This is a genomic window from Pseudarthrobacter sp. NPDC059871, from assembly GCF_042731175.1.
GTDB lineage: Bacteria > Actinomycetota > Actinomycetes > Actinomycetales > Micrococcaceae > Arthrobacter.
This window is the reverse complement of sequence record NZ_JBHWJV010000016.1, coordinates 29465-45325: the sequence shown is the minus strand read 5'-3', so window position 1 is coordinate 45325 and position 15861 is coordinate 29465. Positions and strand designations below refer to the sequence as shown.

The following is a 15861-nucleotide window of genomic DNA, read 5'->3' as shown; positions in this document are numbered from 1 at the left end:
CTCCGCAAGCGCCCCATCGGCCAGCACGTAGTCTGCCGCAGCCCGCGCCTTCACAGTCACAGTCCCGGAGCCCGGGTAGGTTCCCGCCGCCTTCACAGCATCCCCCACCAGGTACTCAACACCCTCTGTGACTGGGACGGTGAAAGTGTCTTTCGCTGTGCCGTCCTCATCAACAAACGTCACCGCAGCCGGCGTCACATGATACGGGGTTGCCTTGAACACATGCGACCACTCCGCAAGCGCCCCATCGGCCAGCACGTAGTCTGCCGCAGCCCGCGCCTTCACAGTCACAGTCCCGGAGCCCGGGTAGGTTCCCGCCGCCTTCACGGTTTCCCCTACCAGGTACTCAACACCAACCGTCGAGGGAATGGTGAACGAATCCTTCGCTGTGCCATCCTCGTCAACGAACGCCACCGCGGCCGGAGTCACTTCATACGGCGTCGCTTTGAACTCATGCGACCACTCCGCAGTTGCTCCGGGAGCGAGGACATAGTCCGTCATCGCCCGAGCCTTTACGGTTACAGCCCCGGAACCCGGATAAGTACCGGCCGCTTTCACGGCATCGCCGACGAGGTACTCAACACCTTCCGTTGCAGGAATGGTGAATGCGTCTTTTGAGGTGCCGTCCTCATCGTTGAATTTGGCCGCAGCAGGCGAGACTTCGCCGGGTGCAACATCGAAGGTAGCGGACCACTCAGTAACTGACTCCGGTTTGAACACGTAGTCTTCCAACGCTGCCGCAGTCACACTTACAGTTCCGGAGCCGGGGTAGCTTCCCGGAGCAAGTGCCTTGCCATCCCGTGCGTACTGGACTCCGTCGACCTTCGGAATTGTGAACGAATCCCGGCCAGTTCCGGGAAGGTCGCTAAATTCGACCGATGCAGGAGTGATGTGAAAGGGGGAAGCCTTGAAGTTTGCAGACCAAGAGGTTGTGGTTCCCCAATACAAGGTGAAGCCCGGCTGCGTACGCGCAGTCACCCGGACTTCGCCCGTGCCGGGGTGCGTCCCGGCTTCGATAACTTTGTCGGCCACCAGGTAGTCCACGCCCTGAGTGCCGGGAATCGTGTATGTATCGTCGTCTGTTCCGTCAAGGTCCGAAAAAGTTACGGCTGCCGGAATGACTTTCTTACCCTGCCAATCAAATGTTACAGGGCCAACTCTCTCCGAAGTCCTTGTCTCGGTTACGAAGCCAGCTTTCGTTCCGGTCACGCTAACGCTGATGTAGCTGCCGATTTCCCAGAAAGACAGGTTGTAAGAGGAGCCCCTCGCGCCGTCGATCGGCCTGCCATCATCCAGCCATTGGTATGTGAAGGTAATGCCATCAGGACCCCAATCGCCGGTAGCAGCAGTGACCTGGTGATATTCGCTGAGAACACCTGATACGGATGGCGTGGCCGACGTAAATGGTTGCGGATCAGGGACTCCCAAGGCCTTGGCAGCATTCACAAGTCCCGCGCCGCATCCCTCGTAGCAGGACAGAATCGGCCGCGCAGTCCTTTTGAGCCGATCCTCAACCATTGCCGGGGAAAGGCCTTCTGCGCTGGAGAACATCAATGCAGCCAATCCAGCAACGTGGGGCGCTGCCATCGAGGTTCCTTGGGAATACACGTAATTTTCGGCGACAGGACCATAGGCGCCGTTGTTCAAGGTGGATGCAATACCGTTCTGAACGCTCTGGGACATGTCGCCGCCAGGGGCTGACACGTCAACGGTAGTTCCATAGTTGGAGTAGGGAGCCCTGTCTCCAAAACGTGTTGAGGCGGCTACTGCAATCACGTTGTTGCAATTTGCAGGTGCGGTATCCGCCGCTGGTCGGCTGGAATTGCCTGCGGCGACAACTACCGCCGCTCCCGCGTTGACGGCAAAGTCGATTGCGTCCTGATATGTGGAGGAGCAAAGATTGCTACCGCCGAGGCTCAGATTGATGACACGCGCGGGGTTTTTGTTGGCCGGAACGCCGGGAACTTCACCGCCGGCAGACCAAATGATGGAATCTGCAATGTCTGAGGTGTATCCGCCGCAGACCCCAAGTGCCCGGACAGGAAGGATCTTTGCTTGTGGCGCGACGCCAGAGACGCCCTGGCCGTTGTCCGCAATCGCCGCAACAGTGCCTGCAACATGCGTGCCGTGCCATGAAGAATAACCGCCAGCCAGACCGGAGCCGCACATCCCATCTGAAGTCCAGTCGCCTTCGTCCTGCGGATTTGAATCGCGCCCGTCTGCATCGCGAGCACGATATGCGTTTGAAATCATGTCATAGCCAGGCAAGACATTAGCGTTCAAGTCGCTATGGCTTGTAATTCCGGTGTCAATCACAGCAACGGTGACTCCAGCACCCTTGCTGACGCTCCAAGCTTCCGGCATGTGCATGCCGCCGGTTTCTTCCCACATGTCCCACTGAAGAGGGTAAAAGGGATCATTCGGCTCAGCCAAGGGTTGCATCAGACTGTCAGGCTCGGCGAAATCAACGTCCGGGTTGGAACGTAATTCGTTCAATACCTGCCATGAGCGGTCCGAAGCGATTTTTCCGTCAAGCCGTACTACATTTCCCCCTGTAGCTAGGTCCCGGACATCAGCGACCGTGGAGCCAGCCTTCGCTGCTGCCCGCTCTAGGGCTTTGCCCTCCTCAACCGAACTTATAGTCGCCGTTTCCTTGAATTTCACGATGAACTGATCAGTGGGAACGTCGATGCCCGCAGATTGACCTGTTTTTGGGCCAGCTGGGAGTAACAGCCCGTCATCAGCTATGGATGGTGTTGCCACCAAAGAAGACCCGACAAGGGCCAAAAGACCGGCGGCCACAAGGCGTTTGGTCAAGTAAGCGCGCAGCGCATTAGACATACGAGTTTCCTAAGCAGAACGCGTCGTCCCCCAAGAGACGGAACGCAGAAATTGAGACCGCAAAAGCGCGCGTCGAGCTTGATTGTAGCAACAACCATGTGGACGCTTGCGGGCATCCATCAATGAACTTCGACCACGTCTAGTGCGATGGAGGCATAATGCTCCATCGCCGTAATTTTGATTTTGGATTTCAGAGCGCTCGTTATAACGATGAGGGTTGGTGGTGGAGACAGAAATTAGCTCGGTTACCACAGGATGCGACGAAGCAAGTTGCCGAGGTGACCCGCCGTGAGGTGTCAAAGCGATGGCGCTACCCGGATAGGGGTAGCGCCATCGAAGGTGCGGGTTGGCAGCTGATTAGCGCGTCGGGAGTACCTCCACAGGTGAGCACGCGTTCCCAGGAAGACCACCACAAGTGAGCGCGCGTCGGTGAGAAGGCCACCACAAGTGAGCGCGCGTCGGTGGGAAGACCACCACAAGTGAGCGGGCGTTCCCGGGAAGACCACCACAAGTGAGCGCGCGTCGGTGGGTGTTGGGTTAGATGTCCGCGAGGAGGGTGGTGGGGTTTTCGATGGCGTCGGCCACGAAGCGGAGGAAGCCTGCTGCCGTGCCGCCGTCGCAGACCCGGTGGTCGAAGGTCAGCGTCAGCTCGGTGACCTTGCGGACCGCCAGCTCGCCGTTGATCACCCACGGCTTGTCGATGATCCGGCCCACGCCCAGGATCGCAACCTCGGGGTGGTTGATGATCGCCGCAGACCCGTCCACGCCGAACACGCCGTAGTTGTTCAGCGTGAAAGTCCCACTGCCCAGCTCGGTGGGGGTCGCCTTGCCTTCGCGTGCGACGTCGGTCAGCCGGCGGATCTCCGCGTCCAGCTCCCGGGCACTCAGCTTCTCCGCCGAGCGCACCGACGGGACAACCAATCCCCGGTCGGTCTGGGCGGCGATACCCAGGTTGACGCCGTCGAACCCGACGATCTCCTGCGACCCGTCGCCGGCAGACTCGATCCGCGTGTTCAGCTCCGGGTACTTTTTTAGCCCGGCTGTGACAAAACGCGCGATGAACGCGAGCAGCCCCGGAACTGCGGCGCCGGAGGCTTTCATGCCTTCGCGGAGCTCCAGCAGCCCGGTGGCATCCACGTCCACCCACACCGTGGCTTCGGGAATCTCCGACCGGCTGCGGGTCATGGTAGCGGCCACGGCCTTGCGGACTCCCCGCACCGGCGTGCGGGTGGAAATCGCGAGACCCGTGCGCGCATCGCGCCCTTGGGTTTCTTTGGTTTCGCTCCCCACCCGCTCAACCACCGGGGCGGGCTTGGCCTCGACAGGCTCAGCCACCGGTGCACTAATGGCCTTCTCCACATCGCGACGCATGATCAGGCCGCTCTCCCCCGAACCGTGCAGCTCCCCCAGGTCCACGCCGTGCTCGCGTGCCATCCGCCGGACCAGCGGGGAAATGACAGCCCCCAACTTGCCGGGCACGCGGGTGCGCAGGAGCGTGAGGTCGTCAGCAGCCTTGTCCGCAGGCCGGGTTTCAGACGGCTCCAGGACGGAGACGGAAGCCTTTGGCAGCCGCGTCCGCTTTGCAGCCGCGTGCCCGCCCGGGGTTCCATAGCCGATCAGGACATTCCCGGATCCCGCCTTCTCCTCCTCGCGGTATGCCTCGGCCTCCGCGTTGGCGGGTTTTGGTTCGGCAAGCTCAGTTTCCGCGGGTACGACGACGGGCTGCGCCGGCTCGGCAGCCACGGCATCATCCGCGGCGGGAACCGAGGCACCCAGAGGCGTCACCGAAATCAGCGGCTTCCCCACGTCCAGGGTCTCCCCCGGCTTCCCGTGCAGCTCGGCCACGATCCCGGCGTACGGAGACGGCACCTCAACGGCTGACTTGGCTGTCTCCACCTCGGCGATGGGCTGGTCCACCTCAATCGAATCGCCAACAGCAACATGCCAGGACACCAGTTCGGCCTCGGTCAGCCCTTCGCCCAGGTCCGGCAGCAGGAACACACGCGTCTCGCTCATATAAATCAGTCCTCCCACTGCAGGTCGTCAACGGCGTCGAGGATACGGTCCACGCCGGGCAGGTAGTACTTCTCAAGTTTCGGCGCCGGGTACGGTACGTCGAACCCGGTCACACGGCGGATGGGCGCGGCCAGGTGGTGGAAGCAGCGCTCCTGCACCCGCGCCACGATCTCGGACGCCACGGACGCGAACCCGTGCGCCTCGGCGATCACCACGGCCCGGCCAGTCTTCCGCACCGACTCACAAACAGTCGCATCGTCGAACGGCACGATGGTCCGCACGTCGATCACTTCCAGCGAGCGCCCCTCCAGCGCAGCAGCCTCGGCTGCGGCCAGGGCGGTGGGCACGGACGGGCCGTACGCAATCAGCGTCGCGTCGGTGCCGGGACGCGCGACGGCGGCCCGCCCCTCCGAGCCAAGTCCCGCCGTCGTGCCTTCCCCGCGAAGTTCGTGCTGGCGGCGCAGCTCGCCGAGGTCCACGGAGTCCTTGGTCCAGTACATCTTCTTGGGCTCCATGAAGACCACGGGATCGTCCGAGTCGATGGCCTCGCGGAGCATCCGGTAGCCGTCGGCCACCGTGGCGGGGGTGTAGACCTTCAGGCCGGCGGTGTGCGCGTAGTAGGCCTCGGAGGAATCGCAGTGGTGCTCAACTCCGCCGATGCCGCCGCCGTACGGGATGCGGATCACCAGGGGCAGTTTCACGGTGCCGCGGGTGCGGTTGTGCATCTTGGCCACGTGGCTGACGATCTGCTCGAACGCCGGATAAGCGAACGCGTCGAACTGCATCTCGATCACCGGGCGCATGCCGTTGATGGCCATGCCCACGGCCATGCCCACAATGCCGGATTCGGCCAGCGGGGTGTCGAAGCAGCGCTGCTCGCCGAACGTGGCGGTGAGGCCGTCGGTGATGCGGAAGACGCCGCCCAGGAGCCCTACGTCCTCGCCGAACATCAGGACGGAGGAATCGGCGTGCATGGCGTCGGCCAGGGCGGTGTTCAGTGCCTTGGCCATGGTGACCGGCTGCGGGCCTGTGGCTTCGGCGGTTGCCGCGGCGGAGGCGGCAGCCCGGGCGGTGGCGGCGGAAACGTTGCCGTTGGCCTCGGACGAGGTGGTGACGGTGGGGCTCACTTGCCGGCCTCCTTCGAATCAGTAGCGGCGTCGCGGGCGAGTTCGTCGGCCAAGAACGCCGACTGTTCCTTCAGCTGCGGGGTCTGCTGGGCGAACACGTGGCGGAAAAGCTCCTGCGGGTCCACGGGCACGTCCTCGCTGAGGCCCTCGCGCAGCTGCGCGGCAACCGCTTCAGCCGTCGCGCGGATCCGGGCCTCGCCGTCGTCGTCCAAAATCCCCTGGCCCGTGAGGTACGTCCGCATCCGGTTCACGGGGTCCTTGGCCCGCCACTCGGCAACCTCGGCGCTTTCCCGGTAGCGGGTGTCGTCGTCGGCGTTGGTGTGGGCCTGCATGCGGTAGGTGTTGGCTTCCACCAGCAGCGGGCCGGAGCCGTCGCGGCAGAGGGCGACGGCGCGGTCCAGGACGGCGAGGAGCGCCACCACGTCGTTGCCGTCCACGCGTTCGCCGGCCATGCCGTAGCCCACGGCTTTGTGCGCGAGCGACGGCGCCACGGACTGGTGCGCCAGCGGCACCGAGATGGCGTACTTGTTGTTCTGGACAAAGAAGATGACGGGCAGGTGGAAGACGGCGGCGAAGTTGAGGGCCTCGTGGAAGTCGCCTTCGCTGGTGGCGCCGTCGCCGCACATGGCGAGCACCACAGTGTCCTCGCCGCGGAGCTTGGCGGCGTGCGCAACGCCGACTGCGTGCAGCAGCTGGGTGGTCAGCGGGGTGGATTGGATGCCCACCTTGTACTGGAGCGGATCGTAGCCGCCGTGCCAGTCGCCGCGAAAAATTGTCATCACCTGTACGGGGTCCACGCCGCGGGTCATCACGGCCACGGCGTCGCGGTACGTGGGGAACATCCAGTCGCCGTCCGCGAGGCACAGGGCGGCGGCCACCTGGCACGCCTCCTGGCCGTGGCTGGACGGGTAGACGGCCATGCGGCCCTGCCGGACCAGGGCGGAATTCTGGTCGTTGACGCGGCGGCCGACGACGAGCTTTTCGTACGCTGCCAGCAGTTCCGTATCACCGGGGACAGGGTATTCGTGGCCGGGTTCGGCGCCCTGCTCACCCTTGTCCTTGAGACGGCCTTCCGGGTCCACCATCTGGATCTGGTGCCGGGCGGGCAGCATGTAGTCCTCGGCGGTGATGCCGAACTTCTTGACCGCCTCGGTGAGGGCGTTGTCCGGCCCGGTGCTGCGGGCGGTATCCGGGGCCGTGTGGTTCGCGGAGATCGTCATTGGTCCGTCCTTCTGTTGCCACTATTCCTTCCAAGTATTGACCCCGGGCCGGTTTCGTATCCAGCAGCTACAGGAATCGTGGAGAAGTTGCTTACCAGTGCCCCTGCTGGGAGACGATTTGTAAATGTGAGCTGGGTTACGGCAGGGGTTGTGGACGAAATGGCGGCGCCGCGGGCGGGCAGCGCTCGGCCGCGAGGTCGCCAGGACTCCTGGGGCTGGGCTTCCGAAGAACCAGCCACCCCTCGTCGCAAGCCAGCATCCGTGATTCGGGGTGAGCTGACGGCACGTCAGCGGGTCCCGTTCGGTTCCGTCCTTTACGCTTCGAAGGACCACGCTGAGGTATCGAGAAGCTTTGGCGAGAACTGAGTGGGACCGAAAGGGCGCAAGTTATGCACTACGTCGTACTGCAGGTAATCCTCAAGGAAAAGCTTTGGGGAACCGGATCTGGCAATCTGACTTCTCTCGAGAAGACCATCAACGACCAGGCAGCGAAGGGCTATCGCCTGCACACCATAACCACCTCCAGCAGTGGAAGTAAGGGACTCGGTGGTGGCGACCGCATCCAGGCAACCATGGTGTTCGAGAGCCTGGGATAGGCGTCCGCCCACATTTCTCTTGGGGCTACGGAGTCATTCGGTAACCCACGCCGTGCACGGTCTCAATCCAACGCGGCCTCCGCGGCGTCTCGCCGAGGCGCTTGCGGAGGTTGCTGACCTGGACCTCCACGGCGCGCTCTTCCTTGGCGCTGACGAAGCCCCCGGTGTTGTACGGCTCGTTGCGGAGCCGGTGGACCAGGTCCGCCTTCGTCTGGATGGTTCGCCCGTTTTCCATGAGGGCCAGGAGGATGTCGAATTGGCTCCGCGTCAGGATCACGGACCGTCCATCGACGGCGGCCTGCCGGGTTCCTTCATGCAGGGTGAGCCCTCGATGCGAAAAATCGATTTGCCTCTGCTCGGCAGCGTGCGCCGATGGTTTTAATGAATGGCCGACGGCGGGAGGCAGGTAGGTTGCATCGTCCGGGCCAGCGTGGGAGGTTCTGCTGTTTTGATGGGCTGCGGCTGGACCCTCAAGGGTCCGGGGCCGTCGGAACATCGCCCTGACGCGGGCCATAAGCTCCCGGGTGCGGAAGGGTTTGATCAGGTAGTCATCCGCTCCCGCCTCAAACCCCATGAGAGCATCCGCCTCATCCGCCCGCCGGCTGATGATGATCACGTAGGCGTCACTGAAGGTCCTGATGCGCCGTGAAACCTCTATCCCGTCAAAGTCGGGCAGGCCAATATCAACGGTGACAATGTCTGGTTTGTGCTCCAGCACCCTTGCCAGGCCCTCGGACCCCGATGAGGTTGGATGCACGGAAAAACCGGACTGCCTCAGAACCTCAGTCAACGATGCCCGGATAGCGCCATCATCCTCGATGACGACAGCAACGCCGCGCTCCCCCAAAATTCCCCCTTACGTCATGGAGCCCCTGGCTAGGGTCTGATCAAACGCGTCCTTCCCTGCTGCCTTCGGCTGCCGCCTCAACATCCAGGCAGGCAGGGGCTGAGCCCGCTGCCGGCCTTTCCATTCGCATTCGGCGCCGCGCTTCCTGCGGATGGTTACAACTTTGGATGTCTCAGTTGATGAAATCCTTCATCCAGGTCTTCAGGTCCTCACCGAACTCCACCCGCTCGGAAGCCAGGGTGATCACTGCCTTCAGGTAGCTGAGCTTGTCGCCGGTATCGAAGCGGCGGCCCTTGAAAACCACACCGTAAACGCCAGCCCCGTCACATTCGCCGGCAGCCAGCGTCTGCAGCGCATCCGTCAGCTGGATTTCGTTGCCACGCCCCGGCGCGGTGTTCTCCAGCACCCCGAACACTGACGGGTGAAGGACATAGCGGCCAATGACGGCCAAGTTGGAGGGCGCATCGGCAACAGCCGGCTTCTCCACCAGGCTGTTCACCCGGACATAGTCTTCGCCCTCAACAGCAGAGATGTCCGCGCAGCCGTAGGCACTGATCTGCGACGGATCCACTTCGATCAGGGCGATCACCGAACCGCCGGTTTTTTGCTGCACCTCTATCATCTGGGTCAGCAGCGATTCAGCCTCATCAATGAGGTCGTCACCGAGCAGCACGGCAAACGGCTCGTTCCCCACGTGCTGCTTGGCGCACAGCACCGCATGCCCGAGGCCCTTGGCTTCACCCTGGCGGACATAGTGGATGGGACCGAGTTCGGACGCAGCCTGGATGGACTGCAGCCGGTCCTTATCGCCTTTCTGTTCCAGCAGGCGCTCCAGGCCGGGTGCGCGGTCGAAGTGATCTTCGAGGGCGCGCTTGCTGCGGCCCGTAATCATCAGGACATCGTCCAGTCCGGACTTGATGGCCTCTTCCACCACGTACTGGATGGCCGGGCGGTCAACCACCGGCAACATCTCCTTCGGCATTGCCTTGGTGGCGGGCAGGAAGCGAGTTCCCAGTCCGGCAGCAGGAATGACGGCTTTGGTCACAGCTCTTCCGTTAGTCATGGGAGAACCCTATAAACGCATCCGGCAGGACGGCAAAGTCAAACAATGGCCTGAAAATGAACTACTTCACATTCAATCCCACTACTACTTCTGACCGGCTACTAAAGTCGATAGATTTTTCCTTGTCAGAGGGCTTATTCGGCCGCGGAGACACCTAACGCGCACCGTCGGATCGCACATTAAGAGATGTTAATCACGCCGGATAATTTGGACACGAATGCGACCAAATTGAAGCCATGCCGTATATTCCGCGCGCAGCCGCGACCCGCACCGGAGCGAATCATATCGGCCTGACCTGCGGAGATACCGCACTCAGTGCCTTTTCGTCAGCTTGCTGAGGAGATCCTGAGAAGTAGGCCACACATTTATCAATTCTTGAGCCGCTTGCGAGAAGAAGCTGAGAAGTCACTGGTTTGCTGGGTATTCAGGGAACCAAGTAGTGCCAATTCGAAAATCGAGTACCCACTACCCGTGCGAATTCATTGCGTTCGCCTGTGTAATTGGGATTGTTCATTTTCCGGCCTCCTCAGCAGTGGCCGGGCTCCAGCTGGAGTCGACGGCGGAAGCCAGCTCCCTGAGACCGGGTTGGCCCCCCAGTCCGTCGTCGACTCCGTCACCTGTCCTACCTGCAGGTGACCATCAGTTGAATCGTCAAGCGCCTGCCTGGCCTGTCATCGAAGACAGACGGGCGGGCATTTTTATGCCCTGAACCAACAAGGCTGCAGCACCGCTGCGGTCCGCCGCCGCGGCCCCAGGCCGTCATAGCCAGACCTAGAGGAAAGAACCACATCTTTTGAAGTCCTTGCTGCAAGATACGTATGCCCGTCAAATGTCCATGATCATTCTCGCGGGACTGGTGTTGTCGGCTTGCGTACCCTTCGCCGTCCAGTTCTTTTCCACCGGTTCCCAGCTGCCCGTCTTCGTGGCAGCCGTCCTCCCGGCACTCCTGGCCCTGGCCCTGATCCTCAGGCCGGGCGTCGCCGGGCGGGACCGCTACGGCAGTCAGCGCGCCACAGAGCGCCTGGGCGCCCAGTTGCTCCTGTACTTGTCCCCCGTTCTGCTGCTGAACATCGTCTACCCGCTGGTCAGCCCCACCATGGCTGCGGTGGATGTGGACGGGGTGCCACTGACCCTGGTGGTGCTCGCGTCCTCCATCACCGTCCCGTGGATGGCGCAGGCAGCATGCCTCCCCATCTACCGGGTCCTGGGTGACCTCATGGCTGCGCGGGACCTGGCCGCCATTACCCAGCGGTTCTGCCAGTACTGGCCCACCATTTTCCTGCAAACGCTGCCCCTGATTGCCGCCTTCGCCATTCCCATGTGGTTGGCCACCGGGTGGTCCGCAACAGTCATGCTGGACTACGTCATCCTGTGCGTCCTCCACCTGCTCTTCGTCCAGTCGCTCGTCCTGGCCAACGTGGCCAACCGCCGGGGCCTGTGGGCCATCGCCTGGTCCGGCTACGCTGCTGCCCTCTTCATTTCCCCCACCACCTGGTGGCTCCCGCCGCTGGTAGGCACCGTCACCCAGATCATCGCCATGCGCAGCGGACTCCGCCACGTTGGCTTCGTCCAGCGCCTCAGCATGCGCGCGGTGGGCCAGGATCTGGTCCGCGGCATGTTCATGGGCGCCGTCTTGTGGGCTGACAAGTTCGCCCTGTTCGCCGTGACCAAAGGCGACTTCAACGTCGTCGCCGTGTTCGCCGCGATGCTGCCCGCAGTGGTGGCCTACAACTACTACTTCGTCCAGCTGGCTCCCACCGTGGACAAGGCCTTGGGCCGGCTCCACAAAGACATCGCCGAAGCTCCCATCAGCTCCCTCAAAGGCAGTTCCGGCCGGCTCACCCGTGTGGTTGACAGGTCCGTGTTGCTCACGGGCGCCATCGCCGCGCTGCTGACGCTGACCGTCTCACTGGTGATGGCCGGCGTTGATCCGGCGCAGACGGTGCTTGCGGTGGCGGCTTCGGCTGCGTCCTGGGGCTTCATGGTCCTCACCCTCCTGAGCTACGAACTCGACTTCATCGGCGAGAAGGTAACACCGCAGCTGCTTGGGGCCGTTCACCTGGCCGTATGTGTCCTCGCCTTCGCGGCAGGCGGACTCTTCGGTCCCCTGACGGGAGCGGCAGGAAGCTACCTGCTGCTCGGCGCCGTGGACTTCATCTTGATTGCCATTGCCTGGATGTTCTACAGGCAGCACTGGAGCCAGCCGGAGTACACGCTGTTCTGGCGCCACGCCACCACCTGGTAACCGCCGCAGCGGTCACCGCTCACCACCAAACACCAGCACCAGCCACCCAGCAGCACCACCAAACGCCTGATTACCAGAATGCATAAGGGGAACATTTTGTACTCGACACTGAAAAGCCCGAAAACACTGCCCAAGGACATCCTGCCGCTGCGGGCCTCCGGACCGGCGCCGGCAGCAAAGCCTGAGTACGAAGACGTTGACGTAGCCATCGTCATGGAGTCCACCTACCCGTTCCTCAAGGGCGGGGTGTCCGCAGTGGTCCACGACATCGTGACCCACAACCCTGACCTGAGCTACGGCATCATCCACATCACCTGGGACTCGAATTCGCCGCTGACGGACCTCTACGGCATGCCCGCCAACGTCCGCTGGGTCCGCACGGTCTTCCTCAGCATGGAAGAGCACCGGAAGGACTTCCTGGCGGTGTCTGCCAAGGACCTGGGCATGACCCCCCAGCAGCGTGAGCAGCTCTCCCACCGGCTCTTCGACTCCATCTATGCGCTCTCCGAATACGGCGAGGTTGACGGACTGTGGGAGCTGATCGATGAAGGCCTGAACGAACGCACCCGGCAGTACCCTATTTGGGCGCTCCTGGGTTCCCGGGAGTTCATGCAGGCACTGCAGGACCGGATGCCCCAGCTGAACCTCTCCCTGGCCAACTCGTTCTGGACACTGCGCAACTTCTTCTCCCTGGCCTATGCCGTACTCGGGGAAACCATGCCCCGGGCCAGCGTCTACCACGCCCACACCACCGGCTATGCGTCACTGCTCGGGGCGGCCGCCGCCCGAGACCATGACACCTCGTTCCTGCTGACCGAGCACAACCTCTACGTCCGCGACACGGTCAACACCCTGCTGGACCGCAACATGGCCCTGTCCATCACCGAGGACGATTACCGGACCTTCGACGTCACCGCAGAGCAGCGCGCCTGGATGGCCTGGTGGACCGAAATGGGCCGGTTCTGCTACCCCAGCGCCCGGCTGATCACCTACCTGTACCCCAGCGCCATCACCGAGGCTGCCCGCCTGGGCGCGGACATTGATAAGTCAGTGGTGGTGCCCAACGGCATGGTCATCGAGGAGTTCGATGACAAGTACCGTGCCCGGCGGCAGGCGCTGGCGACGATGGAAAAGGAAGGCTCGGACTACGTCTGGCACCTGGTCTACATCGCCCGCGTAGTGCCCATCAAGGGTCTCCTTGACCTGCTCTCGAGCCTGGAAATCCTGAGGGACCGCGGGTACCCCAACATCCATCTGGACGTCCTGGGCCCCACCGAGCACGTGCCCGAATACTACGAGGCGTGCCTCGCAAAGATCGAAGCCCTGGGCCTGACGGACCACGTCACCATCCACGGCACGGTCCACGTGCGGGACATGCTGGACCAGTTCGACCTCCTGGTGCTGCCCAGCTACAACGAGGGCCAGCCCATCGTCATCCTCGAAGCCATGGCCGCCGGCATCCCCACCGTGGGTTCGGACGTGGGAGGCGTTGCCCAGCAGATCGCGGACAACCTCATCACCCCGGACGGGCGCACCATCGGCCCCTGCGGCGAAACCGTCACCCCGGGCGATGTCCACCAGATGGCTGACGGGATCCAGGCAGTGATCGGCAACCTGGACGAGTACGCGGCGTATGCAGCCAACGCCCGCGCCCGGGTCCAGGAGCTCTTCCAGATGCACGAGGTCATGTCCTCGTACAACCAGATCTACCGTGCCCTGGGCGATCTCCCGGTCGCCGACGAAATGGCTGAGCTCATCGACGAAAAGGTCCCGGCAGAGCTGTGAGCGGCGTCGGCGCCTGGATCAGATACGGCGATCCCATCACCCCGGACCAGCTCGCCTTCGCGGCCGAACACTACCGCGCGGCCATTCTGCAGCCCTGGGAGACGGACGCGGCAGCGGAGCTGAAACGGCTCCGCCCGGATATGACAGTGCTGTGCTACAAATGCCTGTCCTCCACCCGCGATTACGAGCCCGGCCCGGTGTACAGCTCCGGTGTCAGCCACCAGGAAGCCGAGGACCATGGCGGGGACTGGTTCGCCACCCGGCTGGACGGTTCCCGTATCCAGTGGAACGGCTACGGCGGGCATTGGCAGATGAATGTCCTGGACGCTGGGTACCGCGAGCGCTGGGTCCGGAACGTCACAGCGGAGCTTGCGGATTCGCCCTTCGACGGGGTGATGGCTGATAACGACGTCTTTGAGGACTACTACCAGCTGAACCTTCCCATCCGGGAAGCCGCGTCCATGGCCGAGCTCCGGGACGGGCTGGACCTGCTGGTGCACGCCGCCGGCCGGTCCCTGAACGGCGTCGGCAAAATCCTCGTCCCCAACATTGCGGAATCACGACGGCGGCCCGGGCGTTGGGCCGCGCACGCCGCCTATGGCGGGGGTTTCGAAGAAGTATGGCTGGGTTATGGACCGAAGGACCTCTTTGATCCCCGGACCGCTGAGGCCCAGCTGCCGCAGGTGGAAGGTCCCGGCCTGTCCATCCTGCGCGTTCCCACCGACGGGGACGACAACCACCCCAACTTCACATACGGGCTGGCGGCATTCTGGATCTTCGGCGGCGGCCGCGGATCCTATTCGGCCACGGCCCACGACGACTACAGCCGCACCCAGCACATCCCGGAACTGGACTGGTCCCTGGGCAGTCCAGCGGAAGATCCCAAGGGCCGCAACCACGTCTGGTCCCGGGAATTCAGCAACGGCTGGGCAGCTGTGAACTTCAACCAGGACGGCCGGCGCCGGAAGCGGATCAGTGTTCCTTCCGGCCTGGCAGACGCTGCCGGAAACCCGGCTCCGTCATCCGTGGTCCTGCCGGCACAGCGGGGCGTCATCTATCAGCGAGGGCAGAACAATTAGGATTCTCATCACCGGCGGGTGCGGGTACATCGGATCGCACACCATCCTTCGCCTGTTGGAAGCCGGACACGACATCACGGTCATCGACAACCTCAGCAACTCCCTGTCGGAGTCACTGCTGCGCGTGGAGAAACTGACCGGACGGGAGATCGCCTTCGTTGAAGGGGACATCGCGGACAGGTCCTGCCTTGAGCGGATCTTCGACCGGGACGATATTGAGGCGGTCATCCATTTCGCCGGGTACAAGGCCGTGGGCGAGTCCGTGGACCAGCCGCTGCGCTACTACGGCAACAACGTCAGCGGAACACTGACCCTCCTGGAGACCATGGACGCCTACGGCATCCGGAACCTGGTGTTCAGTTCATCCGCCACCGTGTACGGCGCGAACCCCCAGATGCCGCTGAAAGAGGACTTCCCGCTGCGGGCCACCAATCCGTACGGCCGGACCAAGCAGCACATTGAAGAGATCCTGGTGGACCTGCAGGCGGCGGACAGCCGGTGGCGGATAGCCCTGCTGCGGTACTTCAACCCGGTCGGTGCCCACCCATCGGGCCTCATCGGGGAGGACCCGCAGGGCCCGCCCAACAACCTGTTCCCCTTCGTCACCCAGGTGGCGGTGGGCCGCAGGGACAAGGTCAGTGTCTTCGGCCATGACTACCCCACCCCTGACGGAACCGGGGTCCGCGACTACATCCATGTCATGGATCTGGCAGCCGGCCACGCTGCAGCGCTGGACTACCTGGCCGAACACCAGGGGCTGCACACGTGGAACCTCGGGACGGGCCAGGGGTACTCCGTGCTGGAAATCATCCACGCGTTCGAGGCTGCCTCCGGCTCCTCCGTACCCTACGAGCTCGTGGAACGGCGCCCGGGCGATGCACCCGTCAGCCTGGCCGATCCGTCCAGCGCCCTCCGCGATCTGGGCTGGACGGCGTCGGAGACGTTGGAGACCATGTGCGCGGACGCGTGGCGCTGGCAGGAGCACAACCCGGACGGGTACCGGGCGAAGGCCCTGCCTGCATGACGCGCCCGACGGCGTAAC

11 protein-coding genes are annotated in these 15861 nt (G+C 63.3%); 5 read left to right on the top strand and 6 right to left on the bottom strand.

Features of this window, described 5'->3' with window-relative positions:
- From ACFV4R_RS19055 to ACFV4R_RS19040, 4 genes are all read right to left on the bottom strand, one after another.
- Window positions 1-2841, bottom strand: a 2841-nt coding sequence (locus tag ACFV4R_RS19055) for a S8 family peptidase (RefSeq protein WP_377203944.1), incomplete at its 3' end; no start/stop codon positions are given.
- A gap of 537 nt (window positions 2842-3378) precedes the next feature.
- Window positions 3379-4857, bottom strand: a complete 1479-nt coding sequence (locus ACFV4R_RS19050) for a dihydrolipoamide acetyltransferase family protein (protein ID WP_377203945.1) — start codon at window positions 4855-4857, stop codon at window positions 3379-3381.
- Window positions 4858-4862: 5 nt separating this feature from the next.
- Window positions 4863-5984 carry an alpha-ketoacid dehydrogenase subunit beta gene (locus ACFV4R_RS19045; protein ID WP_377203946.1) on the bottom strand — a complete coding sequence of 374 codons (1122 nt, stop codon included), beginning with the start codon at window positions 5982-5984 and terminating at the stop codon, window positions 4863-4865.
- Window positions 5981-7204, bottom strand: coding sequence for a thiamine pyrophosphate-dependent dehydrogenase E1 component subunit alpha (locus ACFV4R_RS19040; protein WP_377203947.1), 1224 nt, complete (start codon window positions 7202-7204; stop codon window positions 5981-5983). The genes ACFV4R_RS19045 and ACFV4R_RS19040 overlap by 4 nt, the downstream gene beginning before the upstream one ends.
- A 389-nt stretch (window positions 7205-7593) precedes the next feature.
- On the opposite strand from ACFV4R_RS19040, the gene ACFV4R_RS19035 reads away from it, so the two are divergent.
- Entirely contained in the window at window positions 7594-7800 is a 207-nt protein-coding gene (locus tag ACFV4R_RS19035; protein WP_377203948.1) for a DUF4177 domain-containing protein, read from the top strand.
- 25 nt (window positions 7801-7825) lie between these two features.
- Here the strand turns inward: ACFV4R_RS19035 and ACFV4R_RS19030 are convergent, their stop codons facing one another.
- The gene (locus ACFV4R_RS19030; protein ID WP_377203949.1) at window positions 7826-8647 is read right to left on the bottom strand and encodes a response regulator transcription factor; all 822 of its coding nucleotides are present in this window, start codon (window positions 8645-8647) and stop codon (window positions 7826-7828) included.
- A 172-nt stretch (window positions 8648-8819) separates the two neighbouring features.
- Entirely contained in the window at window positions 8820-9710 is an 891-nt protein-coding gene (gene galU, locus ACFV4R_RS19025) for a UTP--glucose-1-phosphate uridylyltransferase GalU (protein ID WP_377203950.1), read from the bottom strand.
- Between the two features lie 829 nt (window positions 9711-10539).
- Here galU and ACFV4R_RS19020 point away from each other — a divergent pair.
- The 4 genes from ACFV4R_RS19020 (at window position 10540) to galE (ending at window position 15843) form a co-directional block, all read left to right on the top strand.
- Window positions 10540-11955 (top strand): hypothetical protein, encoded by a 1416-nt coding sequence (locus ACFV4R_RS19020; RefSeq protein ID WP_377203951.1) that lies wholly within the window; start codon window positions 10540-10542, stop codon window positions 11953-11955.
- Window positions 11956-12033: 78 nt separating this feature from the next.
- On the top strand, window positions 12034-13740 hold the full coding sequence (pelF, locus tag ACFV4R_RS19015) for a GT4 family glycosyltransferase PelF (RefSeq protein WP_377203952.1): 1707 nt from the start codon (window positions 12034-12036) through the stop codon (window positions 13738-13740).
- Window positions 13737-14819, top strand: coding sequence for a putative glycoside hydrolase (locus ACFV4R_RS19010; protein ID WP_377203953.1), 1083 nt, complete (start codon window positions 13737-13739; stop codon window positions 14817-14819). Before pelF ends, ACFV4R_RS19010 begins: the two co-directional genes overlap by 4 nt.
- Window positions 14815-15843 carry a UDP-glucose 4-epimerase GalE gene (gene galE / locus ACFV4R_RS19005; RefSeq protein WP_377203975.1) on the top strand — a complete coding sequence of 343 codons (1029 nt, stop codon included), beginning with the start codon at window positions 14815-14817 and terminating at the stop codon, window positions 15841-15843. Before ACFV4R_RS19010 ends, galE begins: the two co-directional genes overlap by 5 nt.
- Window positions 15844-15861 lie beyond the last annotated feature (18 nt).

Coding starts and splice junctions, on each gene's coding strand:
- ACFV4R_RS19050 (WP_377203945.1), bottom strand. CDS start 4,857: ATGAGCGAGACGCGTGTGTTCCTGCTGCCGGACCTGGGCGAAGGGCTG.
- ACFV4R_RS19040 (WP_377203947.1), bottom strand. CDS start 7,204: ATGACGATCTCCGCGAACCACACGGCCCCGGATACCGCCCGCAGCACC.
- ACFV4R_RS19035 (WP_377203948.1), top strand. CDS start 7,594: ATGCACTACGTCGTACTGCAGGTAATCCTCAAGGAAAAGCTTTGGGGA.
- galU (WP_377203950.1), bottom strand. CDS start 9,710: ATGACTAACGGAAGAGCTGTGACCAAAGCCGTCATTCCTGCTGCCGGA.
- ACFV4R_RS19020 (WP_377203951.1), top strand. CDS start 10,540: ATGTCCATGATCATTCTCGCGGGACTGGTGTTGTCGGCTTGCGTACCC.
- pelF (WP_377203952.1), top strand. CDS start 12,034: ATGCATAAGGGGAACATTTTGTACTCGACACTGAAAAGCCCGAAAACA.